The 24,201-nt window shown below is 67.8% G+C and carries 23 protein-coding genes and 1 pseudogene; 11 read left to right on the top strand and 13 right to left on the bottom strand.

From position 1 onward, the window contains the following. Positions 1 to 39 precede the first annotated feature (39 nt). Positions 40 to 1,161, top strand: a complete 1,122-nt coding sequence (gene ftsZ, locus LCF40_RS09230) for a cell division protein FtsZ (RefSeq protein ID WP_114576017.1) — start codon at positions 40 to 42, stop codon at positions 1,159 to 1,161. Between the two features lie 67 nt (positions 1,162 to 1,228). On the opposite strand, the gene LCF40_RS09225 is transcribed toward ftsZ, so the two are convergent. Both LCF40_RS09225 and LCF40_RS09220 read right to left on the bottom strand, forming a co-directional pair. After that, the gene (locus LCF40_RS09225) at positions 1,229 to 1,429 is read right to left on the bottom strand and encodes a DNA repair protein RadA (protein ID WP_224828236.1); all 201 of its coding nucleotides are present in this window, start codon (positions 1,427 to 1,429) and stop codon (positions 1,229 to 1,231) included. 151 nt (positions 1,430 to 1,580) lie between these two features. Then, entirely contained in the window at positions 1,581 to 1,910 is a 330-nt protein-coding gene (locus tag LCF40_RS09220; RefSeq protein WP_114576019.1) for a 2Fe-2S iron-sulfur cluster-binding protein, read from the bottom strand. 84 nt (positions 1,911 to 1,994) lie between these two features. Between LCF40_RS09220 and LCF40_RS09215 the strand changes: the two genes are divergently transcribed. Continuing rightward, complete coding sequence (locus LCF40_RS09215) at positions 1,995 to 3,383, top strand: geranylgeranyl reductase family protein (protein WP_224828235.1); 1,389 nt, start codon at positions 1,995 to 1,997, stop codon at positions 3,381 to 3,383. A 332-nt stretch (positions 3,384 to 3,715) separates the two neighbouring features. Here LCF40_RS09215 and LCF40_RS09210 read toward each other — a convergent pair whose 3' ends face one another. The 3 genes from LCF40_RS09210 to LCF40_RS09200 all read right to left on the bottom strand — a co-directional run bounded on the left by LCF40_RS09210 (position 3,716) and on the right by LCF40_RS09200 (position 5,831). Continuing rightward, positions 3,716 to 5,017: an amidohydrolase gene (locus tag LCF40_RS09210; RefSeq protein WP_224828234.1), complete on the bottom strand. Its 1,302-nt coding sequence runs from the start codon at positions 5,015 to 5,017 to the stop codon at positions 3,716 to 3,718. A gap of 62 nt (positions 5,018 to 5,079) precedes the next feature. Continuing rightward, positions 5,080 to 5,466 (bottom strand): hypothetical protein, encoded by a 387-nt coding sequence (locus tag LCF40_RS09205; protein WP_114576023.1) that lies wholly within the window; start codon positions 5,464 to 5,466, stop codon positions 5,080 to 5,082. Between the two features lie 38 nt (positions 5,467 to 5,504). Next, positions 5,505 to 5,831, bottom strand: a complete 327-nt coding sequence (locus tag LCF40_RS09200; protein WP_224828233.1) for an uS10/mL48 family ribosomal protein — start codon at positions 5,829 to 5,831, stop codon at positions 5,505 to 5,507. Positions 5,832 to 5,959: 128 nt separating this feature from the next. On the opposite strand from LCF40_RS09200, the gene LCF40_RS09195 reads away from it, so the two are divergent. After that, positions 5,960 to 6,409: a bis(5'-nucleosyl)-tetraphosphatase gene (locus LCF40_RS09195; RefSeq protein WP_224828232.1), complete on the top strand. Its 450-nt coding sequence runs from the start codon at positions 5,960 to 5,962 to the stop codon at positions 6,407 to 6,409. Between the two features lie 74 nt (positions 6,410 to 6,483). After that, positions 6,484 to 7,524, top strand: coding sequence for a DUF5787 family protein (locus LCF40_RS09190; protein ID WP_224828231.1), 1,041 nt, complete (start codon positions 6,484 to 6,486; stop codon positions 7,522 to 7,524). Here LCF40_RS09190 and LCF40_RS09185 read toward each other — a convergent pair. From LCF40_RS09185 to LCF40_RS09165, 5 genes are all read right to left on the bottom strand, one after another. Next, complete coding sequence (locus LCF40_RS09185; RefSeq protein ID WP_114576027.1) at positions 7,521 to 8,024, bottom strand: DUF5797 family protein; 504 nt, start codon at positions 8,022 to 8,024, stop codon at positions 7,521 to 7,523. The two genes, LCF40_RS09190 and LCF40_RS09185, sit on opposite strands and share 4 nt — an antisense overlap. A 35-nt stretch (positions 8,025 to 8,059) precedes the next feature. Beyond that, on the bottom strand, positions 8,060 to 9,091 hold the full coding sequence (locus LCF40_RS09180; RefSeq protein WP_114576028.1) for a phosphate signaling complex PhoU family protein: 1,032 nt from the start codon (positions 9,089 to 9,091) through the stop codon (positions 8,060 to 8,062). 82 nt (positions 9,092 to 9,173) lie between these two features. Beyond that, positions 9,174 to 10,247, bottom strand: coding sequence for an ATP-NAD kinase family protein (locus LCF40_RS09175; protein WP_224828230.1), 1,074 nt, complete (start codon positions 10,245 to 10,247; stop codon positions 9,174 to 9,176). A 202-nt stretch (positions 10,248 to 10,449) separates the two neighbouring features. Further along, positions 10,450 to 11,148, bottom strand: coding sequence for a competence/damage-inducible protein A (locus tag LCF40_RS09170; RefSeq protein ID WP_224828229.1), 699 nt, complete (start codon positions 11,146 to 11,148; stop codon positions 10,450 to 10,452). A 36-nt stretch (positions 11,149 to 11,184) separates the two neighbouring features. Beyond that, on the bottom strand, positions 11,185 to 12,087 hold the full coding sequence (locus tag LCF40_RS09165; protein ID WP_224828228.1) for a DMT family transporter: 903 nt from the start codon (positions 12,085 to 12,087) through the stop codon (positions 11,185 to 11,187). Positions 12,088 to 12,287: 200 nt separating this feature from the next. Here LCF40_RS09165 and LCF40_RS09160 point away from each other — a divergent pair, with 200 nt between their 5' ends. Further along, on the top strand, positions 12,288 to 14,672 hold the full coding sequence (locus tag LCF40_RS09160) for a ribonucleoside-diphosphate reductase subunit alpha (RefSeq protein ID WP_224828227.1): 2,385 nt from the start codon (positions 12,288 to 12,290) through the stop codon (positions 14,670 to 14,672). Positions 14,673 to 14,707: 35 nt separating this feature from the next. After that, on the top strand, positions 14,708 to 15,700 hold the full coding sequence (locus LCF40_RS09155; RefSeq protein WP_224828226.1) for a ribonucleotide-diphosphate reductase subunit beta: 993 nt from the start codon (positions 14,708 to 14,710) through the stop codon (positions 15,698 to 15,700). 46 nt (positions 15,701 to 15,746) lie between these two features. On the opposite strand, the gene LCF40_RS09150 is transcribed toward LCF40_RS09155, so the two are convergent. Beyond that, positions 15,747 to 16,574, bottom strand: a complete 828-nt coding sequence (locus LCF40_RS09150) for a molybdopterin synthase (RefSeq protein WP_224828225.1) — start codon at positions 16,572 to 16,574, stop codon at positions 15,747 to 15,749. A gap of 126 nt (positions 16,575 to 16,700) precedes the next feature. Here LCF40_RS09150 and pyrH point away from each other — a divergent pair, with 126 nt between their 5' ends. Genes pyrH through LCF40_RS09135 form a run of 3 tightly spaced genes read left to right on the top strand, consistent with a single transcriptional unit; the run spans position 16,701 to position 21,023 of the window. Next, positions 16,701 to 17,441 (top strand): UMP kinase, encoded by a 741-nt coding sequence (gene pyrH / locus LCF40_RS09145; RefSeq protein ID WP_114576035.1) that lies wholly within the window; start codon positions 16,701 to 16,703, stop codon positions 17,439 to 17,441. After that, on the top strand, positions 17,438 to 19,138 hold the full coding sequence (gene lysS / locus LCF40_RS09140; protein ID WP_224828224.1) for a lysine--tRNA ligase: 1,701 nt from the start codon (positions 17,438 to 17,440) through the stop codon (positions 19,136 to 19,138). The genes pyrH and lysS overlap by 4 nt, the downstream gene beginning before the upstream one ends. A gap of 46 nt (positions 19,139 to 19,184) precedes the next feature. Further along, positions 19,185 to 21,023: a site-2 protease family protein gene (locus LCF40_RS09135; protein ID WP_114576037.1), complete on the top strand. Its 1,839-nt coding sequence runs from the start codon at positions 19,185 to 19,187 to the stop codon at positions 21,021 to 21,023. Here LCF40_RS09135 and LCF40_RS09130 read toward each other — a convergent pair. Then, positions 21,020 to 21,541, bottom strand: a complete 522-nt coding sequence (locus LCF40_RS09130; protein ID WP_224828223.1) for a PadR family transcriptional regulator — start codon at positions 21,539 to 21,541, stop codon at positions 21,020 to 21,022. The genes LCF40_RS09135 and LCF40_RS09130 overlap by 4 nt on opposite strands. A gap of 89 nt (positions 21,542 to 21,630) precedes the next feature. Here LCF40_RS09130 and LCF40_RS09125 point away from each other — a divergent pair, with 89 nt between their 5' ends. Both LCF40_RS09125 and eif1A read left to right on the top strand, forming a co-directional pair. Continuing rightward, complete coding sequence (locus LCF40_RS09125) at positions 21,631 to 23,115, top strand: heme-binding protein (RefSeq protein WP_224828222.1); 1,485 nt, start codon at positions 21,631 to 21,633, stop codon at positions 23,113 to 23,115. 95 nt (positions 23,116 to 23,210) lie between these two features. Further along, positions 23,211 to 23,498 (top strand): translation initiation factor eIF-1A, encoded by a 288-nt coding sequence (gene eif1A / locus LCF40_RS09120; RefSeq protein WP_114576040.1) that lies wholly within the window; start codon positions 23,211 to 23,213, stop codon positions 23,496 to 23,498. Between the two features lie 324 nt (positions 23,499 to 23,822). Here the strand turns inward: eif1A and LCF40_RS23515 are convergent. Beyond that, positions 23,823 to 24,045, bottom strand: a pseudogene (locus LCF40_RS23515) (HVO_A0114 family putative DNA-binding protein); the annotation flags it as partial. Between the last annotated feature and the right edge of the window lie 156 nt (positions 24,046 to 24,201).

Here is a 24,201-nt window from a genome sequence, read left to right as displayed (position 1 = left end):
GAAAGGTAATTACGCTCCGTCCTAAACAGGGGTCCAAGAATGGACTCGATTGTCGAGAACGCCATCGACGAGGCCGAAGACGGCAACGGCGAAAGCGAGGTCGGACAGGGGAGCCCGGTCGGCCAGTCCGGGACGATGACCGACGACGAGCTCGAGGACGTCCTCGAGGAGCTCCAGACCGACATCACGGTCGTCGGCTGTGGGGGCGCCGGGGGCAACACCGTAAACCGGATGAAAGAGGAGGGGATCCACGGCGCGAAGCTCGTCGCCGCCAACACCGACGTCCAGCACCTGGTCGAGGTCGAGGCCAACACGAAGATCCTGATGGGCGAACAGAAGACCGGCGGGCGGGGCGCCGGCTCGCTCCCCCAGGTCGGCGAGGAGGCCGCCCTCGAGAGCCAACAGGACATCCACGACGCCATCGAGGGCTCGGACATGGTGTTCGTCACCGCCGGGCTGGGTGGGGGCACCGGTACCGGCTCGGCGCCGGTCGTCGCCAAGGCCGCCCGCGACCAGGGCGCGCTCACCATCTCGATCGTCACTACGCCGTTTACCGCCGAGGGCGAGGTCCGACGAACCAACGCCGAGGCCGGCCTCGAACGCCTCCGTGACGTCTCAGATACGGTGATCGTTGTTCCCAACGACCGCCTGCTCGATTCGGTGGGCAAGCTCCCCGTCAAACAGGCGTTCAAGGTCAGCGACGAGGTCCTGATGCGCTCGGTCAAGGGGATCACTGAACTCATCACGAAGCCCGGCCTCGTCAACCTGGACTTCGCCGACGTCCGGACCGTCATGGAGCGGGGCGGCGTCGCGATGATCGGTCTCGGCGAGTCGGATTCGGAGACGAAAGCCGAGGACTCCGTCAAGACCGCGCTTCGCTCGCCCCTGCTCGACGTCGATATCGGCGGGGCGAGCTCGGCGCTGGTCAACGTCACCGGCGGCTCGGACATGTCGATCGGCGAGGCCGAGGGCGTTGTCGAGGAGATCTACGACCGGATCGACCCCGAGGCCCGCATCATCTGGGGGACATCGATCGACGAGAGCCTCGAGGGCTCGATGCGGACGATGATCGTCGTCACCGGCGTCGAATCCCCCCAGATCTACGGCCAGACCGCGACCGACTCCCAGCCCGTCGGCGACGACATCGACTTCATCGACTGACGGGGTCGTAGTCGTTTGGAGAACGGGTCGAAACGACGGCCGTCGGAACCGGCCTCCCGGAGTTACTTCACGCTCGTCGCCGGGGAAGGAGCCGATCGGCGAGCGCCGAGAGCCGGTCGTCCTCGGAATCGGCTCCCGGCGCTCGGGTCCCCGTCTCCTCGACCGGCTGCCAGATCACCCACTCCTCACAGTCGGGACACCGCTGGGAGACCCCCGAAAGCTGGGGGTTGCTCACGAGAAAGCCACAGTTCGAACACTCTTTCGTCACGGGACACCCATTCGGCCGTCCTCCCATAACCTCGCGCGTTCGTTCCCCTCTCCTCGCCCGGATTTCGCCCAATTAGCCCGGGTTCACGACAGTTCATCGCATGGGAAGCGGGACCGACCGCCGATCGTCTGACGGGCGTCCGACGTCGGGGTCAGTCGTCGGCCGTCGCCCCGCTTGGCGATGACTCGAGGTCGCCCTCGATGCTCGGGGGATACTTCCCGCGGTCGAGCCTGAGATCCGACTGCGGGCGGGCCATGCAGGTCAGCGCGTAGGACTCCGCTTCGGCCTCGGTGAGCCCGCGGGCCGCCGGCTGGGTCACTTCTCCTTCGAGGATCTCGGCCGAACAGGCCAGACACATCCCGACGCGACAGGAGTACTCCTGGGCGATCCCCTCCTCGATACACCGACCCAGGATCGTCTCGGTGTCCGAACAGGTGATCCGTTCCCCCGTCCCGACGAACTCGACCGTGTACTCGGCCATGGCCTGCCTACACGCTTCCGGTATAAAAGACCGGGCGATCGGCGCTCATAAACAGTTTTCTCGCTTCGCTCTCCATGCCACCGTATGAGCTCCCCCTCGCGCTCCTCCGGCGCCGCCGAGTACGACGTCGTCGTGGTCGGTGCCGGCACTGCCGGCTGTTACGCTGCGGCGACCGTCGCCGACGCCGGCTACGACGTCTGCGTCCTCGAGCGAAAGACCGAGTCCGAAGCGGGCCACATCGCCTGTGGCGACGCCCTGAAGGGCGCCGACGCCTTCCCCGAGGTGATCCCCAAATCCCGCCTTGAACCGGCCTTTACGAACACCGACGTCGACCATGGTCGCTTCGAGATCCCCCAGGAGGACACCGTCCTCGAGATCCCGGTCCCCGGCGAGCTCGCGGTCGTTGACCGCTGGGAGTACGGCCGGCAGGTCATTGCGGGCGCGAGCGACGCGGGCGTGGAGTTTCACTACGACACCGTCGTCCAGGACGTCGTCCAGCCCAACGGCCAGGTGACGGGGGTGCGCGCGATGCGGAAGGGCGATCCGAAGGAGTATGACGCCGACGTCGTGGTAGACGGGGCGGGCGCACTCTCGATCCTTCAGGACAAGGTCGACTTCGCTTCCTCGACGTTCGACACCAACGTCACCTACTCGCAGTTCTGTTCGGCCTACCGCGAAATCGTCCACGTCGACGAACCGGTCGAGTGGTCGGACGCACTCGTCTTCAAACCTACCGAGCGCGCGGCGGGCTACCTCTGGTACTTCCCCCGCACCGAGACCGAGATCAACGCCGGCCTGGGCTTTCAGATGACCGAGGAACCCATGAAACTCGTCGACGACCTCAAACGCGACCTCCGCGAGCGCCCGGAGTTCGAAGGCGCGCGCGTCTCCGACAAACTCGGCGCCGCGCTTCCCACCCGCCGGCCGTACGATTCGGCGGTGCATCCGGGCTTCGTCGCCGTCGGCGACGCCGCCGGCCACGTCAACCCCACCACCGGCGGCGGCATCGCCGGCGCCGCCTACGCCGGCAAGTACGCCGGCGAACAAACCATCGAAGCGATCGAATCGGGCGACGTGAGCGAGGCCGCCCTCTGGGAGTACAACGAGCGCGTCATGGACCACTACGGCGCCCGCTACGCCGCCCTCGACGTCTACAACGTGCTCTCGACGGCGGTCGACGTCGACGACCTGATGGGCCTGCTTGCGGCGATGCCCGGCGACAAACTCGCAGAGGCCCTCTATTCGGGCAGCACCGACATCGGACTCAAACTCAAGCTCGAGGCCCTCCTCAAAAGCTACGGCCACTGGGGGACCATCCTGAACCTCTACAAGACCAAACGACGGGCCGACGAGGTGCTGGCCCACTACGAGAGCTACCCTTCCGACCCCCGGAACTTCCCTGCCTGGCAAGCCGAACGCGACCACGTCATGGAGTCGGTGTACGAGACGACCGGCGCCGATCCCAAGTACTAGCCACCGACCTTTTGCGCTGCGGGCGCGACGAGAGTGGTCTGCGCAACGTTTGACCCTCCCTTCACGGAGACCGGGACCGACGGGATGACGAGACGAAGTTTACAGATCTGGAACGTTCAAAGGTTACGCCAATCACTCAAGGCGCGCCCTCGGCGAAAGCTCGACCAAAAGCACTCCTCCCTCCCCGATGGGCCGGTCGTCGGCCCAATCGCTTCCTGCGGTCGCTCGCGGTGGAATCGCTGAGCACACCTGCCCTTCCCCGGCTCGCGCGTCCATCCGGTTCCTCGGGACGCGCTCGCGGCCCTCAGCCGGGTCGAATACGCAGAAGGGAGTTATGGCCGTTCTCGGCTGATCCGTTCGATCGCGCCCGCGAGGGTCTCGACGCCCTGGCGAAGACTGGCCTCGTCGACGTCGAAGGTCGCGGTGTGGTGGCCGCCGGGGTGGTCGGTGCCGACGCCGACGTAACAGGCTTTGCCGCCGCGTTGTTGGACGGCCTGCATGAGGAAGGTCGCGTCCTCGCTGCCACCGAGGTCGTCGTGGTCGAGCACCGAATCGACGCCCTCGACGCCGCCCGCGGCGTCGGCGACCAGGGCCGCGATCTCGTCGTCGCTTTCGGCGCTGGGGGCTTTCGCGCCGAGGGTGAGCGAGACCTCGCAGTCGTGCATCGCGGCCGCGGTCTCGAGGACGTTCTCGGCCTTCTCTTCCATGTACTCCATGAGGTGGGTCGTCTCGCCCCGGGCTTCGGCGACGATCTCGGCCTCCTCGGCGACGATGTTCGCGGCGCTGCCGGCGTCGACGACGCCGACGTTGATCCGGGTCGCCCCCTCCGAGTGGCGGGGAATGCCGTAGCAGTTCTGGACGGCGGTCGCCATCGCCTGGATCGCGTTGCGGCCTTCCTCGGGGTGGCCCCCGGCGTGGGAGGGTTCGCCGGTGAACCGTGCTTCGAGGTGGGAGACGGCCAGAAAGCCGCCGATCCCGGCGACGACCTCGCCGGTGGGGTGATCGAGGCCGATGTGGACCGCTAGCAGGTAGTCGACGTCCTCGATGTGGTCGCTTTCGGCCATCGCCTTCCCGCCGCCGATGACCTCCTCTGCGGGCTGGAAGAAGACCTTGAGGGTGCCCTCGAACTCGCTCTCGAGAACCCGCTCGATCGTCCCGATCCCCATCGTCATGTGGGCGTCGTGGCCGCAGGCGTGCATCGCGCCCTCGTGTTCCGATCGGAAGTTCTCGGCGACGGGAACGTGGTCGGCGTCGTCGGATTCGGTTCGGGGGAGGCCGTCGATGTCGACCCGGAGGCCGACCGTCGGCCCGTTCTCGTGGTCGCCCTGGCGGAAGACGGCGACCGCACCCGTATAGCCTCCTTCGAGGCGGGAGAGGAGGTCCTCGTCGACGCCCGCCGCGCGGGCCCGTTCGTACCACGATTCGAGGTCGGCGTCGTCGGGGACCGCCAGTCGGTGCTCGCCCGCCAGCGCGTCGGGACCGACGTGGAGCTCGTCGGGCTCGAAGCGGTCCTCGAGCTCGGAGACGAGTCGGGCGGTCGTCCGGAACTCACACCAGGCGGGTTCGGGGATCCGATGGAAGCCGCGGCGGAGGTCGGCGAGAGAGTCGTCGAGGGCGTCCTGCGTGTGGGCCATACCGACGACTCCGGCGGCGAGGCCAAAGCTCTGGCGGATGTCGAGGTTGGTCTCTGACCCGATCAGGGCCCGAGCAGGAAGATCACGAACAGGAAGACGACGACCGCGAGCGCGAGCGAGGCCTCGACCCAGGTGTTGTAGTCGGGATCGCCGAAGAGCCGGATCCAGTCGTCGAAGACGTCGTACAGCAGGGAGAGTCCGAAGAGGACGAACGAGCCGACGGCGATCGCCAGCACGGTTCCGATCGGGTCCTCGCCCGGGATCTCGACGACGATCGAGAGGAGCAGCGGGAAGAGCACGAGATAGGAGAGCCCGAGCGTCGTCAGCGCGAGGAACTTCCGGTAGCTCCTGGTCATCGCGTCGACCCGCGGGACCAGGGTCGTGAGGCCCGCGGCCAGCACCGTCACGGTGAGCAAGGAGAGGACGGAGGCGACGTCGATCTCGACCATGCGATAACGTCCCGGCGCGATGACAATATCCTTTCGCTCTAGCCCATCCCGTGAATCCGCTCGACCTCGGCCTCGACGTGGACCGAACTCGGGAACTCCCTGCCTGCGATCTCGCGGGCGAAGGTGTCGTGGCCGTGGATCTCGAGTTCCCGGCTGAAGACGGTGTACGACCAGTCCGGGAAGCTCCGGCGGTCGTCGGCGTGGAGCCGGCGCCGTTGGGGGACCCGGAGGTCGTCGGGCGGGTGGGTGTGTGGGCCTTTCAGCTGGGCACCCTTCCGTTCGGCGTCGGCTTTGATCTCGGAGACGACGCCATCGAGGGCGGCCCGGTCGCCGCTCTGGAGTCGGAGCCGGGTGACGAAGGTCATGTCTGTCTCTTCCGGCCAAGGGGTAAAAACCTGCTGAGACCGGGAACGTCCGCCACGCCGGCCCACGAACGTGTTCGCCCGACGACCGGTCCGATATTCTCTTAACGGTTCACCCGGTAACTGGTGTAATGGCAGTCGAAGCGACGAGCGCAGGCGCGATCCTCTACCGGGATACGCGGGGCCGGCGCGAGTACCTCCTCCTCAAGAGCCGCCCGGGGGACTGGGAGTTCCCCAAGGGCGGCGTCGAGGGCCAGGAGGAACTCCAGCAGACGGCTATCCGCGAGGTCAAGGAGGAAGCAGGCATCGAACAGTTCAGGCTACTCGACGGCTTCCGGGAGGACTACGACTACGTCTTCCAGGCCAACGGGAAGACGATCCACAAGACCGTCCACCTCTTCGTCGCCGAGTCCTTCGAGGCGAGCGCCGAACTCTCGGCCGAACACAGGGACCTCCAGTGGCGCGACTACGACCAGGCGGTCAACACCGTCACCCAGGACGGCCCCCGCGAGATCTTAGAACAGGCCGACGACTTTCTGGACGAGTACGAGGCCGACGACGAGGAGACCGAAGAGGAGTAACGCCGACCCGGGGAGAGCCGGATCGCGACGCCACGAACCGACGACCTCTCGGTTCCCGAACCCCATCCGACCGCATGGACGGAGCCAGCGAGTTCGGCTTCGAGCTCCGGAGCTGCCGGTGGGCCGAACGCGAGTGGGAGCCCCTGAAAGGGGGGGCGGTGCTGGTCGCCCGCCAGCTCGGAACCAAACGGCGGCGGTGGGACACGATCGTCCTCGAGTGCGACCCCAAGGGGCTCCGCGAACGCGCGCGGTTCGGCCCCGACCGGCTCGACGGCGACCTGCTCGACGTCGTCCGCCACGCCCCCGGGGAGTGGGCGTACTACCGCGAGGCGCTCCCCCATCCGGGCTACCCCTGGCGGTACGTCCGCGAGGCGATCCATCGGGCCGCGGATAGAGAGATCCTCGAGACCCGAAAGCGGGGAAATCGCATCGAGATCCGCCGGAAGTGGCCCTACCCCGACTGGCTCCGTCGGGTGATCGCCATCGAGAACAAGCCCGACCTCGAGGCGAGCGCGGCCCGCGTCCTGGGCGACCAGCTAGAACACGACGTCGCGCTGGCGCTCGCCGACGAGGTGTGGGTCGCGACCCGGAAGACGGGCGAGTCCGTCGAGCCCGCACTGCTTGAGGACCTCCCCGTCCAGGTCGGCATTCTCGCGCTCGATCCCGAGGAGCTGTCGGCCGAGGTCGCCTGGCATCCCCGAACCCTGTCGGTCGCGGAGCCGGGGACCCGAATCGAGGAACGCCCGACAGGTGGCCGGGGCGATTCCTCCGCCGCCCGATTCGAGTACGTTCCCGGCGAGGAGAAAGGAGAGACGCGACTCGAGATCGCCGAACGCGCCTACGAGCGGGGGTGGCGATCCTACGTCGACTCGATGCGTCCCGACTGCCGCCACTTCGAGTTGCGCCCTGCGGGAGCGGGGTCGGAACTGTTCCGGCCACACTGCACCGAAAAGGAGCGCGAACAGACCGCAAGTGAGTGTTCGGGGTCGTGTCCGGGCTTCGAACCCGAGCCCCCCGCCTGGCGCGGCCGGGGCTGGCCGATCGAGGGCGGTCCGGGGAAGGGCTGTCGGCGACTGTTGGAGGAGCGGCGGCGTCGGCAGCGTCCGGACCTCTAGTCGGCGACGGAGACCTCGAACTCGTCGCGTTCGACCGCGAGTCGGAACGTCGGAACGGTCCGGTACTCGATCTCCACGACGTCCTTGCGCCGGAGTGCCTGGAGCCCCTCGCGGACCTCCTCGCTCGTCGGGTCGACGTCGTAGGCCTCCCGGAGCTTGTGGAGCACGGAAACGACGCTCTCGGATCGCTCGTCGGGGCCGGCGAGCACCTCCACGATCCGGGCCTGGAGCTCCGGAACTCGGATGCGCGAGGGCGGCCCCTCCGAGTCGGGGTCGCTGTCGATTCCCGGTTCGACGTCGACGAGCTCTGCGGCCTCGCTCGTCGCCCGGATCAGGCTGTTGTCGTCCCGGAAGTAGTAGTCGCCGAGTTCGCCCTCAAGGTACTGGTGGACCTCGCTGCCGCTTTCCATCCCCCACCGTTCCTGGAGCTCACTGTTTTTCGTCGGCTGGAGCTCGACGACGTCGGCGAGGCGGGACGTGGCTTCCTCCGAGAGGGTCATGCGTGGGAATAGTCGGATCCGGCCCTTCTGTGTTGCTAGTTGATCGTCATGTGCTCGGACTCCTCGTTCAGCGCGAGGTTCGCCGCGATCTCGGCGTTTCGCATGGCGTACTGGGCGGTCTGCTGGAGGCTGACGAGCACCTCCCGGATCCGGAGCAGATCCTCGTTTTCCATCTCGGGGAGCGCCGCGAGGATCTCGCCTTCGTGTTCGGTGATCTCGTGGAACAGTTTTCGGGCCTCGATCGTCCGGTCGTAGTCCCGGGAGACGGCGGCGTCGACCGCGATCTCGGTGATCTCGTCGACCTGGTCGGTCAGGTCCCGGATCTCGCGCATCGTCGGGTTGTCGACGTTCAACGAATGGCCCTCGGCCTCCATGACGATGTCGGCGATGTCCTCGGCGTTGTCCGCGGTCAGTTCGAGGTTCTTCGCGATCGAACGATAGCCGATCAGCGGGAAGCCGCTGTCGAGGCCGACCGCCCGCGCGAGGTTCGGGTTCTGGTAGGCGGTGAAGATCAGTCGGAGGAGGAGCACGAAGATCTTGTTCGCCTGGCGTTCGCGGTTCAACGCCCGCTGGGCGAGGTCGGGGTTGCCGTGGGCTAGGGCCTTGATCGCCTCCCCGCGCATCGTCCGGCCGGTGCGCTCGAGCCGTTCGAGGAGATTGTCGAGCGTGAAGTCCTCGGGGTCGACCGAGCAGCGAATCGAGATGTTCTCGGGGGTCTCCTCGATCACGCCCAGGCCCATCAGCTGGGTTTCCGCCCGGTAGACGGCGTTGATGTGGTCGGAGGCGAGCGCGCCGTCCTCGTTTTCGATCCGGATGATCCGCCGGCCGAGGACGTACTGGGCGACGATCGCACGCTCGACGGCGTCGGCATCGAGGTTGTCGGCGTGGATGATCGCCTCGGTCTCCTCGGTGCTCGCGGACTCGGGCATCACCGTCAGCGTCCCCTTCCCGCTGGTCCGGATCGAGACCTCGTCGCCCTTCTCGACGTCCTGGGCGCTCGCCCACTCCGCGGGCAGGGTCATCGCCAGCGTCGAGGGTCCCAGCCGCTGTACTTTCCGCGTTTCCATACCCGAGGTAGGCATCAGTACCCCTTAATCCTGACTATATACCAATTATACATCCGGACGAGGTACTAGGTGTGGGGATGGGTTAGACGAGTTCGATCAGCCGGGTCGTAAACCGGCCCGTTCTGACCCGCCGCCAGCCCCGCAACCCCTCCGAAATCTCGCGATCGTCGATATCGACCCGCAGTACCTCCAGACCGTCGAGTTTCTCGTCGGAGGCGACGACCTCGACCCGCTCGGCCCGTTCGATGACTGCCGGCGAGATCTGGTGGTTGCCTCGCCCGAAGACGAAACCCTGGCCCCCGATCGGCGAGACGACGATCACGGTCCGCTCGCATCCGTCGAGCACCTCCAGAATCCCCTCCTCGGAGGCATCGCTGGCGAGGACCTCGCCGTCGCGCCAGACGTCGACGCCGAGCGGCGAGCCCGCGAACCCGAGTTCGTCCTCGATGGCGCCGACCGTGCTCCCGGGCCCGAAGACGTAGCACGTGTCGGTCTCGACCTCCGCGGCGAACCCCGCGGCCAGGGCCTCGACGCTCCCGCCCGCGAGCTGTTTGTTCGACTGGAGCCCCTCGGCGACGGGCACCGGAACGATCGCCCGGAGCTCCGACCGGACGTTGCCCTCCCGGTAAGCGGCCTCGTCGATGTCGTTTACCTCCCGGGGCTCGATTCGATCGAATTCGGCGGCGATCCGGCCCGCCTCCCCCGGGCTCACGGCGAACACCGACGAGTAGACCTTCACGCCCGCGGGGACGCCGAGCATCGGCGTCTCTCCCCCGTGGTCGGTCAGCACCTCCGCGACGTCGACGGCCGTCCCGTCGCCGCCGACGAAGCAGACCAGGTCGACCCCTCGCTCTACGAACGCCCGGACCGCCTCTCGCGTGTCCTCGGCGGTCGTCTCCTCGCCGGGATCGGTGAGGACCTCGGGGTCGAAGCCGGCCTCGCGGGCCTCCGTCTCGCCCATCTCCCCGCCGGCGGCGTAGACGGTCAGGCCGGGCTTTCGGCGGGCGAGCGCCTCCAGGGCCTCGCGGGCCCGGTCGGGCGCGCGCGGTTCGGCGCCCCGCTCTCTGGCCTCCTCGAGGGCGTCGTCGGTCCCCTTCAGCCCGACCCGTCCGCCCATCCCCGCGATCGGGTTGACCACGACGCCGACGGCGTCCATGGCTCGGGTTCGGATGGCGCCTCCAAAAGCCGCCCGGTCAGCATCTGAACTGTTAAGGGGGCTGCGGTTCGACCGACGGGCATGGTCGAACCGATCTCCGTGATCCTCTCGGCGAGCGTTCCGATCGCACCCCTCGGCTGGGGCGTCCTCGTCGCCAGCTTGCTGATCACCGTCGCCTGGCTCGCCTCCCTCTACCGGTAGCTCACTCGGCGTCCTCGACGCCCGCGACCCGCGCCCGGAGCCAGTCGGCGGCCGCCGCGACCTCCTCTTCGTCGCCGCTCTCGATCGAGACCCGAACGGAGTCGCCGGGATAGCTTCCCACGGTGACGGAAAACTCCGCCTGGAGCTCCTCGAGTCGATCGAGCAGCGCGCTCTCGGGTTCGTCGGCGACGACGACCTCGCGGTGGATCGCCTCGCCCGAAAAGTCGTCCTCGATCGCCTCGAACATCGCCTCCATCTCCGCCGGAACCCCCGGAAGGACGTAGACGCCCGCGAGGGCCGCTCCCGGTGCGACCCCGACCTCGTTGTGCAGGGCGCGCGCGCCCTTCGGGAGGTCGGCGGTCCCGCTCGCGAGGTCCTCGCGGGCGTAGCCGCCTTCGGCCGTGAGCCACTCGAGGGCCTCCGCACTCTCTTCGACGGATCGTCCGAGGGCGGCCGCGACGCCCTCCATCGTGAGGTCGTCGTGGGTCGGGCCGAGCCCGCCGGTGACGAGGACGGCGTCGTACTCCGCGCGGTACTCGTTGATGACGCGGGCGATGTCGCCCACGCGGTCGGGGACGGTCGTCACGCGCTCGACCCGGACGCCCCGCTCGCGCAGGCGGGCACAGAGCCAGGTCGCGTTCGTGTTCGTCGTCCGCCCGGCGAGCAGTTCGTCCCCGACCGTGACGACCGCGCAGTTCATGGCCCGGCTTGGCGGCCGGCGAACAAATGCCTCTCGCTACCCCTCGGTACCCCGCTCGCGTCGAACCGTCGTCACGTAGATCCCCGCGAGGACGACGACCCCGCCGCCGACCGTGATCGTATCGGGTACTTCGGCGAGCAACCCGAACGCGAGGAGGGTCGCACCGACGGGTTCGCCGAGCCAGGCGACGCTGACGACGACGGACTCCACGTGCTCGAGCACCCAGTTGACGATCGTGTGGCCGAGGACGCCGGGACCGACGGCCATCGCGAGAAAGAGAAGCCACTCGCGGGCGGGGTACGCGAACAGGTCGTGGCCCTGGACGACGACGATCCCGAGCAAGGTCAGCGCACAGGCCGTGTAGACGACGGTAACGTACGGAAAGAGGGGGACGCGCTGGCGGATCGACCGGCCCGCGAGCACGTAGCCCGCGACGGTGATCGCGCCCACGAGGGCGAGCGAGTTGCCGTACCAGGTCGAATCCGAGATCGGGGCCTGTCCCGCGTCGCCGAACGTCATCGCGGTCGCGCCCGCGAGGGCGACGGCGATCCCCGCGACCGTGACCCGATCGACGCGCTCTCCCAGGAGGAGGGCGGCGCCGATAGCCACGAAAACGGGCTGGGTCTGGACCAGGGTCACGCTCGCGGCGACGCTCGTGTGGCCCAGACTCTCGAACCAGGCCGAGAAGTGGACCGCGAGCGCGACGCCCGCGACCGCCGCCCACGCGAGATCCCGGCGGGAAAAGCGCGCGAACGCCGCTCGGTCGGCGGGCCGGGCGAGGGCGATGGGTGCGACGATCCCCACCGTGAACAGAACCCGGTAGAGGGCGGCGACCGAACTCGGGGCTGCGCTCCACCGAACGAGGATCGCGCTCGAGCTCGCCGCGAGGACGGCGAAGGCCAGCGCCGCAAGGGGGGTCACTTGGAGGTCCCGAAACACGTTCGGGCCGTGCTTCCGGGGAGCCAAACCCGTTCCGGATGTGCCGTCGAGACCGGAGTGAAAACTAACTTGTTCTACTGAAATTACGTTGGGAAGATTTATGGTGGGCCGGCCGGACAGTCGCTACTGCACGAAGGACGGGGAGATCGCCCGCGACGGCCGCAAGCGGCGGCCACGTCGCATCCCTCCACTCCGATATCATGAGTCACAACGCCATCCAATCCGACGACGTTCGATCGATACTCGAGCGGGCCCGGACGGGCCAGGAAACGAATTTCACGGAATGGGACGACCTCGCCGGCGAGATCGAGCGCGATCTCTACGCTGGCGCCTCCACGGAAGAGGTGTACGAGGCGACCGTCAACGCCCTTTCGGCCCGGATTGAGCGGGTGCCCGAACTGAAAGCGGTCGCCGGCGCCGTCGTCCGCGAGCGCCACTATCGGGAGGTCACGGACGAACTGCCCGATGGCCCCGAGGGCTACCGCGAGGCGTTCGTCGCGGGCATCGAGGAGGGGGTCGAGACCGGCCTCCTCGACGACCGGATGGCCGAACGCTTCGATCTCGAGGAACTGGCGTCGGCCATCGAACCCGACCGCGATCGCTCGCTGGAGTACATGGCGATGGAGACGCTAACCGAGCGGTACTTCCTCTCGACGAACGAGGGCCGCCCGCTGGAACTCCCACAGGGGTTCTGGATGCGTGTCGCGATGGGCCTCGCCCTGGAGGAGGACGACCCCCAGGCCCGCGCCCGGGAGTTCTACGACGTGCTCTCGAACCTGGAGTTCACGCCCTCGACGCCCACCCTCTTTCACAGCGGAACGACCCACCCACAGCTCTCGTCGTGTTACCTGACGACCGTCGAGGACGACCTCGAGGCGATCTTCGACGGCTACAAGGGACACGCAAAGCTCTCGAAGTGGAGCGGCGGACTGGGCAACGATTGGACGAACCTCCGCGCGGAGGGCGCGCTCATCGAGTCCACGGGGGTCGAATCGACGGGCGTCGTCCCCTTCCTCCGGATCAGCAACGACGTGACGGGCGCGATCAACCGCTCGGGGAAACGGCGGGGTGCCGCGTGTGCCTACCTCGCGATCTGGCACGCCGACTTCCCCGCGTTCCTCGACCTGAAACGCAACACGGGCGACGAGCGCCGGCGCACCCCCGATATGAACACAGCGGCCTGGATCCCGGACCTGTTCATGGAACGCGTCGAAGCAGGAGAAGAGTGGACGCTCTTTTCGCCCGACGAGACCCCCGACCTCCACGGACTCACGGGCGAGGCGTTCGCCGAACGCTACCGCGAGTACGAGCGCCAGGCCGAAAAGGGCGAGTTTCGCCAGCACGAGTCCGTCGAGGCCGCCGAACTCTGGCGGACGCTGCTCACCCGGCTGTTCGAGACCGGCCACCCCTGGCTCACGTTCAAGGACCCCTGTAACGTCCGCAGCCCCCAGGACCACGCCGGCACGGTCCACTCCTCGAACCTCTGTACCGAGATCACGCTCAACACCGCGAGCGACGAACACGCCGTCTGCAACCTCGGCAGCGTCAACCTCGCGACCCACGTCACGGAGGGAGAGCTGGACCGCGACCGTCTGGAGGACACGATCGAGACCGCGACGAGGATGCTCGACAACGTCGTCGATCTCTGCTTTTATCCGACCGAGGAAGCCGAACGCTCGAACTCCCGTCACCGCCCGGTCGGCCTCGGGGTCATGGGCTTTCACGACGCGCTGATGGAGGTCGGGGTTCCGATGGCGAGCGAGGAGGCGATCGAGGTCGCCAACCGCTGGCAGGAGTTCGTCTCCCGGGAAGCGATCATGGGGAGTTCCCGCCTCGCGGCCGAACGCGGCGCCTACCCCTCCTTCGAGGGCTCGAAGTGGGATCGGGACCTGTTCCCCCAGGACACCGTCGACCTGCTCGAGTCCGAGCGAGGACGGAAGATCCCGACCGACCGCGAGGAACAGTTGGATTGGGAGCCGGTTCGCGAACACGTCGCCGAGCACGGAATGCGCAACTCGAACACGATGGCCGTCGCGCCGACGGCGACCGTCTCGACGATCAACGGCACCTCGCCGTCGATCGAGCCGATCTACTCGAACCTCTACGTGAAGTCGAACATGTCCGGCGACTTCACCATCGTCAACGACCACCTCGTCTCGGATCTCCGAGAGCGGGACCTCTGGGACGAGGAGATGGTCGATCGGATCAAGTACCACGACGGGGCGATCCAGGAGGTAGAGTCGATCCCCGAGGAGTTGAAGGAACTGTACCGGGGCGCCTTCGAGATCGACCCGCGCCACCAGCTCCGACTCACTGCCCACCGGGGAACCTGGATTGACCAGTCGATCTCCCACAACGTCTTCTTCCCCTCGACCGACGGCTCGCTGCTCGATTCGGTCTACCGGACGGCGTGGGAACTCGGCCTGAAGACCACCTACTACCTCCGCACCCTCGGCGCCTCCGGGATCGAGAAATCCACGCTCGACATGGCCGAGTACGGCTCGACCCACGACCGCGATGCCGACGGCGACGGCGAGTCGGGACTCGCCACCGTCTCCGATCCGACCTGCGACGCCTGCCAGTAACCGCCCTGATTACTCCGAACAACCTCCACTACACCATGCCAGTCATCGACGCCGACGCCGAACACGACCCGAACAAGATCCTCCCGATCGACTACCCCTGGGCCCGCGAGTACTACGAGGCCGGGGTCGCGAACAACTGGGTGCCCGCCGAGATCCCGATGGGCGAGGACGTCTCCCAGTGGAACGGCGACGCGCTCACGGAGGGCGAGCGCCAGCTCGTCGAGTGGAACCTCGGCTTCTTCTCGACGGCCGAATCCCTGACGGCGAACAACGTCGTCCTCGCGCTCTACGAGTACATCACCGCGCCCGAATGCCGCCAGTACCTCCTCAGGCAGGCCTACGAGGAGGCGATCCACACGGACACGTTCATCTACTGCTGTGACAGCCTGGGATTCGAACCCGAGTACCTCTATGGCATGTACGACCGGGTGCCCGCAATCGAGGCAAAGGACGCCTTCGTCGTCGATCTCACGCAGGCCATCGACGACCCCGACTTCTCCCTCGACGGCCCCGAGGACGTTCGTGCCCTGCTCCGGGACCTCGTGGGCTTCTACGTCATCATGGAGGGGATCTTCTTCTATGCAGGGTTCGCGATGATGCTCGGGCTCAAACGCCGCGACCGGATGGTCGGCGTCGGCCAGCAGTTCGAGTACATCATGCGCGACGAGTCCCTCCACGTCGGCTTCGGCACCGACCTGATCTCCGAGATCCGCGCGGAGAACCCCGCGGTCTGGACCGACGAGTTCGAGGCCGAGATCGCAGAGCTGATTCGGGAAGCGGTGGAACTCGAGGCCCGCTACGCCCGCGAGGCCTGCCCCGAGGACGTCCTCGGGATGAGTTCGGACCAATTCGTCGAGTACGTCGAGTACGTCGCCGACCGGCGGCTTGGCCAACTCGAGATGGACGCCGAGTACGGGACCGACAACCCGTTCGCCTGGCTCTCCGAGCAGGTCGACCTGAACAAGGAGAAGAACTTCTTCGAGACCCAGGTGACCGAGTACCAGAGCGGGGGTTCACTGGACTGGTAGTCGGGTCGCCGGGATCTCGCCCCACGGAGAGTCGGCGAGTGCCGAGTCAGGGCCGGTCGTGGACCCAGAACTCGTCGTCGACCGTGATCTCCTTTTTGAACAGCGGCACCTCGCTCTTCAGGCGATTTATTCCGTCCTCGACGGTAGCAAAGGCCTCCTCGCGGTGGCCCGCGAGCACGACGACGAAGACGATGTCCTCGCCGTCGCGGACGACGCCGGTCCGGTGGTGAAGCCGGACCTCGTAGACGCCCTCGCGGGCCTCGAGTTCCTCCCGGATCGCGTGCAACCGCCGGTCGGCCACGCCGTCGTACTTCTCGAACTCGAGGGCCTCCGTCCGGGCGTCGTCCGGGGCGTCCTTCGCCCGAACTCGGCCGGTGAAAGTCGCGATGGCGCCCGCGCGTTCGGCCCGTGGCGAGCCCTTGACCTCGCGGACGAGCGACTCGAGGGTCTCGCGGGGTTCGTGGCGCTCTATGGCGTCGGCGACCGCGGCCGGATCGAGCTCTCCCGGACCGGAGACCGCCGCGATCGTCTCGCCCTCCGCGTCTGCGTCGCCGACGACGACGGCCGGCTCGGCCAGCGAGGGGACGCCGACGACGACGGCGTACGCGCAGTCGGGCGCGAGCGAGTCGAGGGCCTCGTCGATCGAGAGGCCGGTGCCGGAGGCGAGCCAGTCGCCGTCGGCGCCGAGCTCGTAGGTGACGTCGCTGCCGGCGGCCGGCCCCGTCTCGGGCATGTGGAGCCCGTCGGCGATCGTCGCGTCGTAGCGGACGACGCCGACCCGGCCCCGACCGCCGAGCTCGGAGACGAGCCGGTCGAGACAGCGTTCTACGGTCTCCTCGCCGGCACCGCCGTCGAGAATCCCGAGCACGTGCATGTCCCGACGGACGCGCGGGCGGGCCTTCTAGCTGTCGCTCGCCATCGCTCGCTGCTGGGCGCTCTCGCCTCCGTTGCCGACCAGTTGGCAACCCTTAAGAGAGGGAGCGGGCTACACCGCGGTAGCATGAAAGTGGTCGTCTCCATCGGCGGGAGCGTGCTCGTTCCCGACCTCGGTTCCGACCGGGTCGCCGAACACGCCGCCGTCGTCGAGGACCTCCTCGAGGACGGCTGCCGGGTCGGTTGCGTCGTCGGCGGCGGCGGCGTCGCCCGGGAGTACATCGGGGCCGCCCGCGACCTGGGCGCAAACGAGATCGAACTCGACCAGCTCGGCATCGACGTCACCCGGCTCAACGCCCGGTTGCTGATCGCGGCGCTGGGCGAGGACGCGGCGACGGCGCCGGCTCTCGACTACGAGGAGGCCGGCGACGCACTTCGGGGGGGCGACGTCTGCGTGATGGGCGGGGTCGCCCCGGCCCAGACGACCGACGCCGTCGCCGCCGCCCTCGCGGAGTACGTCGACGCGAACCTGTTGATCTACGCGACGAGCGTCCCCGGGGTCTACAGCGCCGATCCCGAGGAGGACGCCGACGCAACGAAGTACGACGAGCTCTCGGCGACCGACCTCGTCGACGTCATCGCGGACATCGACATGGACGCCGGCTCCTCGGCGCCCGTCGATCTGCTCGCGGCGAAGATCATCCAGCGTGCGGGGATGCGCACCATCGTTCTGGACGGTACCGACCCCGCCCGGATCGCCCGGGCGGTCCGGTACGGCGACCACGACGGCACGGACGTGATCCCCGAGGGCGTCGGTGAGAAGCCGACCTACTGGGCCGACAACGAGATCGGGACCGAGCAGCGATGAGCGGCGACAGGGAGGGGCCGTACACCCTCCAGGACGACGGCGACGACCGCCACGCCTTCTGGGCCGATACGGTCGCCGACAGGGTCGAAGAACGGATCGCTCGCCATCGGCGAGCGGGTACGCGAGACGAGGACGACCCGATCGTCGTCAAGGGCGGGATCTCGCCGTCGGGTGTGCCCCACCTGGGCAACGTCAACGAGATCATGCGGGGGTACTACGTCGCCGAAGTTCTCCGCGAGCGCGGCCACGACGTCCGGCAGGTCTTTACTGCCGACGACGCCGATCCCCTGCGGAAGCTGCCCCGAACCCTCGCCGACCTCGAGGGGAACCTCGTCGATCTCGGCGAGGTGGACGCGGGCGCGCTCGGGCGGAACCTGGGGGTTCCGTACACGGAGATTCCCGACCCGTTCGGCTGCTGTGGCTCCTACGGGGAGCACTTCTCGAACATCATCCAGCAGAGCGCCGACGCCCTCGACGTCCCGATCGAACTCCACTCGACGACGGAGCTCTACGAGTCGGGCAGGCTCGAGGACGCGACCCGCCACGTCCTCGCCAACCGCGAACGCGCTCGGGAGGTGCTCTCGGCCTACCAGGACAAGGTCGACGACGACTACGTCCCGTTCAACCCCCGGTGTAGCGACTGTGGCAAGATCACGGAGACCGTCACGGGCATCGATCTGGGCGAGAACACCGTCGACTACCGGTGTACCGACATGGAGGCCGGCGACCGGACGATCGAGGGCTGTGGCCACGAGGGGACCGCCACGCTCCGGGAGGGGAAGATGCCCTGGCGCTTCGAGTGGCCCGCCCAGTGGCAGGCGTTGACGGTGGACTTCGAACCGTTCGGGAAGGACCACGCCGAGGGTTCCTGGCCCAGCGGCGAGGACGTCGCCCGGAACGTCCTGGCGATCGAGCCGCCGGTTCCGATGGTCTACGAGTGGTTCACCCTCGACGGCGAACCGTTCTCCTCGTCGGAAGGGAACGTCATTCTCGTCTCCGAGGTCTTAGAGATGTTGGAGCCCGAGGTCCTCCGATACTTCTTCGCGAAGGATCCGACCACGGCCCGGGACTTCAGCATCGAACGCCTCGACCAACTCGTCGACGAGTTCGACCGGTTCGAGGCGATCTACTTCGGGGAAGTCGAGGCCAGCGAGGACGAGCGGGCGTTCGCCGACCGGGTCTACCCGCTCGTGGTCGGTAAGGAGGAAGGCGAACTCGAGGACCGCCGGGAACGGATCCGCCTGCCCTACACCTTTGCGGCAGTCCTCGGGATGACCGACGACCCCGCGCTCCGCGAGGAGATCGCACGCCGGGAGGGACACGTCCCCGAGGACGCCCTCGAGTGGGCGATCGAGGAGGCCCTGGCGCGGGTCGAGCGCGCCCGGACGTGGGCCAGGGAGACCGGAAACGAGTTCGATTACGAACTCAAGCGGACGGTCCTTCCGGACCACGAGTTCGACGCCGACACCGAACGCGCGCTCGAGGAGCTCGCCGACTTCATCGAGGCGGGCCACGACGCCGAGGCGATCCAGGGCGAGATCTACGAGACCGCAAAGCGCCACGACATCGACGTCGGCGACTTCTTCGGGGCGGGCTATCGCCTCTTTTTCGACGACGAGCAGGGTCCCAAGCTGGGTCCGTTCCTCGCGAAGGTCGACCGGGAGTTCGTCGTCGCCAGGCTGCGCCGGGAGCGGTGACCGCGGGGCAAAAGCCCTTTGAGAGCGCCGCCCGGAGGGGTCCCTAATGGACGTCGGCCCCGCTGCAGCGTTTCCTTTCCCCGAGGTTCCCCTCTCGAATCCACTCACCTGGGTCGTCGTCGGGCTCCTCGCCTACTGGTTCGCCCTGATCGTCCTCCGTCGCCGGGGGCTCCTGCCCGACTACGTCGGCACCCAGGGGCCGCTGACCACGATCCACACGAAGCGGGGGCGGGCGTTTCTGAACCGCCTCGCCGGACCGAAGCGGTTCTGGCGGGCGTGGGCGAACGTCGGCATCGGGATGGCCCTGGTCGTGATGGTGGCCATGTTCGTCGTGCTCCTGTTTGCGGCCTACGCCGCGCTCCAGACCACCGAGACGACGGCGATCCAGCAGCCCCGGAACGTGCTCGTGATCCCTGGCGTCAACGACTTCCTGCCGCTTTCGGCCACGCCCGGGATCGTCGCCGGCCTGCTGGTCGGGCTGGTCGTCCACGAGGGCGGCCACGGGCTGCTCTGTCGGGTCGAGGACATCGGGATCGAGTCGATGGGGATCGCCACCCTCGCCGTGATCCCGATCGGCGCCTTCGTCGAACCCGACGAGGACGAGCAGTACGAGGCCGACCGGGGCGCCCAGACCCGGATGTTCGCCGCCGGCGTCACCAACAACTTCGCGGTCACCGTCGTCGCCTTCGCGCTCCTCTTCGGTCCCGTGATCGCCTCGATCGGGCTCGCACCCGGCGCCGCCGTCGGCGGCGTCCCCCAGGGCTCGCCCGCCGACGACGCCGGGATCTCCGGGGGCGACCGGATCACCGCCGTCGGCGGGACCCCCGTCGCAGACAACGACGGCCTCGAGGCCGCGCTCGCGGAGGCCGAGGGCGACGACGTGACCGTCGAGATCGACGGCGACCGCGAGGTGGCGGTCGATCGCGCCCTGCTGGTGATGGCCGCCCCCGCCGAGGGGCCCACCGGCTTGATCGAGGGCGACCGGATCGTCGCCGTCGACGGCGAGCCGGTCCGGACCGAAGCCGAGTTCTTCGAGGCGGTCGGGGCCAGCGAGGTCGCCACGGTGACCGCCGAACGGGACGGCACCGAAAGCGACCATCGGATCCCGATCGGCGCGACGGTCACCGTCCTCGAGGGCGGTCCCATCGCGGAGGCCGGCGCGCCCGCCGGCGAGGACCTGATCGTGACCGAGTTCGAGGGCGAGCGGGTCGCCGCCTACGACGAACTCGAGGCCGCACTCGGGGAGACCGATCCCGGCGACGAGGTGAGCGTCGCGGGCTACGTCGACGGCGAGCGAGCGAGCTACGAGGTCACGCTGGGCGAGCGAAGCGCCCAGACGGGCGGCGGCGTGCTGGGCTACAATCAGTGGCAGCCGGGGGTCTCGGGCGTCTCGATCAGCGATTCGGGGGTCCAGCTCTACCCCGCAAACGACTACCTCGTGCTCTTAGGCGGCGGCGACCCCGACGCGGCCGGCGTCGGGGCCGTCGAGTCGTTCCTCGGGAAGATCGCCGTCACGCTGTTTCTCCCGATCGCGGGGATCACCGGCCAGCTTCCGTTCAACTTCGCGGGCTTTGCCGGCGGGATCGAGAACTTCTATCGGGCGCAGGGCCCCCTCTCTTTCGTGGGGACCGGCGGCGTGCTCGGGCTCGCGAACGTCCTCTTCTGGACCGGCTGGATCAACGTCCAGCTCGGATTCTTCAACTGCATTCCCGCGTTCCCGCTCGACGGCGGGCACATCCTCCGGACCTCGACGGAAGCGGTCGTCTCCCGGCTGCCGATCGACGCGACCCGGGGGATGGTCCGGACGGTGACGACGACCATCGGGCTGGCGATGCTGGTCAGCTTCATGCTGATGATCTTCGGGCCCCAGCTGTTCGCCGGCTAGGAGTCCTCGATCCCGTGGCGCTCGTAGAACTCCTCGGGCGTCGCCTCGATGCGCTTGAACTCGGTCTCGAAGTAGTGGTCGTGGTGGCGGACGAGCTGTTCGACGATCCAGGCCGAAAACTCCTCGTCGAAGCGCCATTGCCCCTCGGTGGCGGGGACCTCGAAGCGGTCGTCGGTCGAGAACGCGGCGTAGACGTGAAAGAAGCCGAGGATCGTGTCCGCGAAGTCGCGGGCCTTCCCCGCGACGTCCTCGCGCCGGTCGGCGAGTTCGTCGCGGCCCGACTCCGTGAGTTCGAAGTATTTCCTGTCGGGCTCGTCCTCCCGGTCGATTCGCTCGGCCCACCCTTTCTCCTCGAACTTGTAGAGGATCGGGTACACCGAGCCGTAGGAGGGCTCCCAGTGCCCGCCGCTGATCTCGCGTATCTCCTTCAAGATCTCGTAGCCGTACCGGGGTTTCTCCTCGAGCAGTTCGAAGACGAGATACGCGATCAGTCCCTTCGGCGGGCCGCTCTTCCGCATTGGGCGAGGTTCAGAGGGGAGCGCGTAAAGGGTTTCGGTCAGCCAACGAAAACCCGGCCGTTCTTACCCTCCGCGCCCGGAGGGCGAGCATGGACAGACGAGAACCGCCACGGACCGAGGAGGGCTGGTACGTCCTCCACGACTTCCGGTCGATCGACTGGGACGCCTGGCGCGAGGCCCCCGACCGGCGCCGGGAACGGGCGATCGAGGAGGGAGGGAAGTTCCTCGCCGACTGTGAGGCCCCCGAGGAGGGCGGATCGGCGACGTTCGCGGTCGTCGGCCACGAGGCCGACCTGCTCTCGATCCACCTCCGGCCCTCGATCGAGGAGGTCGAGGCCAGAGAGCGCGGGCTCGAGCGGACGGCTCTCGCCGCGTTCACGGAGCAGGTCGATTCGTACCTCTCGGTGACGGAGGTCTCGGGCTACATGTCCGAGGAGTACTTCGAGGAGGGCGAGGAGGCAGACCCGGGGATCGCGAACTACATCCAGTCGCGGCTCCACCCCGAGATCCCCGAGGAGGACTACGTCAGCTTCTACCCGATGGACAAACGGCGCGGGCCCGAGGACAACTGGTACGACCTCCCCTTCGAGGAGCGCGCCGAGCACCTCTCGGCCCACGGCGACATCGGCCGGGAGTACGCCGGCCGGGTCACCCAGATCATCTCGGGCAGCGTCGGCATGGACGACCACGAGTGGGGAGTCACCCTCTTCGCCGATGACCCGACCGACATCAAGGACCTGCTATACGAGATGCGCTTCGATCCCTCGAGCTCTCGCTTCGCGGAGTTCGGCCGCTTCCGGTTCGGCCGCCGGCTCGAGCCCGACCGGCTGGGTGGTTACCTTCAGGGTGAGGCGCTGGACGCCGAGCCGGGCGGTCACCACGGGGAGGTCTCCCCTGCCCACGGCGGCGGACACCACCACGGAGGGGAGGAGGGCGGCCACGCCGGCCATGACGGCCAGGACCACGGCGGCGCCGAGGACGACGAGGAAACGAGCGTTCGCGACGAACTCGAGGAGGCAGGCGTCTACGCGGGGAGTCCACACGGCGAGGACGTCCACGCGGTCGTGCTCTACTCGGCGGCCGATCCCGACGAACTGTTCTCCGAGGTCGAGGGCCTCCGCTCGAACTTCGAACACTACGATAGCCACGTGAAGACGGCGGTTTACGAGGGAAGCGACGCGGAGACCGCCGTCGTCAGCCTCTGGGAGACCGAACGCGCCGCATCGACGGCCTCCGGGTTCCTCTCGGAGCTTCCCGATATCGTTCGCCAGGCAGGAGACGAGGAAGGCGACTCCTGGGGAACGATGGGGATGTTCTACGCCGTCAAACCCGAACACAGGGGCGACTTCGTGGAGACCTTCGAGGAGGTCGGCGGGCTCCTCTCGGGGATGGACGGCCACCGCAAGACGGACCTGCTGGCCAACCGCGAGGACGAAAACGACATGTTCATCGCCAGCCGCTGGGACGCCCGCGAGGACGCGATGGCCTTCTTCCGGAGCGAGGAGTTCGCCGAGACCGTCGAGTGGGGCCGGGACGTCCTCGCGGATCGGCCCCGCCACGTCTTTCTGGCCTGATCGGCCCCGGTCGGATCCGGCTCCCGACCCGGAGGAGTCCACGGCCGGGCGAAAATCGGTAAAAGGTTTAACGCCTCGCCGTCCTACGCTCGCACATGAGTGGCGAGGACGGCGGTCGCACGAACCTCCGAATGCCCGAAGACGACGAGGTCTTCGCGACCGTCACGGAGATGCTCGGTGCGAACCGGGTGAAGGTACGGTGTGCCGACGGGACGGAGCGGACGGCCCGGATCCCCGGCAAGATGCAAAAACGCGTCTGGATCCGCGAGGACGACGTCGTGCTCGTCTCCCCCTGGGACTGGCAAGAGGAGAAGGCCGACATCACCTGGCGCTACGAGAAGAGCGATGCCGACCAGCTCCGCCAGGAAGGGCATATTCAGTAGAACCACCTTTTGCGCTGTCGTTAGAGAGAGCTTTGCTCTCTCGTGAGCGGTTCCACTCGATCACTACCGTCGGGCGTGTCCGGATCGACCGGCGTGCAGGTTCGTGCTCCGCCACGCACTGGAGCGTGCAGGGTCTCCCGCCGATTCCAACGGATACCACGACCTCCCTCAATAGCATTCACAGGCCATCGGTGAACGGCACCGACCCTGCCAGCGACACCGATGGCACGATCGACAGGCCGAACGGCGAGTGCCTCGGGGTGTGTCCCCGAGGTGGTTCACCGAGCTGACTGGCGAGCGAACGCTCGAAACGGATTGGTGCAGCTAATCTGCGCTGGCGGGAGTGCTGTCTACATCGCTGTCGTCGAGAAGGGGGGTAATCGATGTGCATCTCCATTTTGTCGAAGGGAATAACTGGCTGGATCGCCCCGCCAGGGCCTCCCTCCTTGAGCTCAAGGATACCCAGCACCTCCAGCTGTTTCAGATCGGCATGGACATCGGAGACGTCGCGGTCGACGAGTCGTGCAGCTTCACGCATACTCGATGGGTTCACCTGACGTAGAGGCCGAGGATAGGGGTTGCTGTCCGGTCTCTGTCGACGGTCGACGCCACGAGTTCGAAACAGTGCACTGGACCTGTGACGAACGTGAGGCTGTCCCGGGCCCCGAGGTCGGGACGGCCGACGCGTAGACGGGTTATATTC

Source organism: Saliphagus infecundisoli, from assembly GCF_020177375.1.
Lineage (GTDB): Archaea > Halobacteriota > Halobacteria > Halobacteriales > Natrialbaceae > Saliphagus > Saliphagus infecundisoli.
The sequence above is the reverse complement of the archived record's forward strand: the minus strand, read 5'-3'. Positions and strand labels throughout refer to the sequence as shown.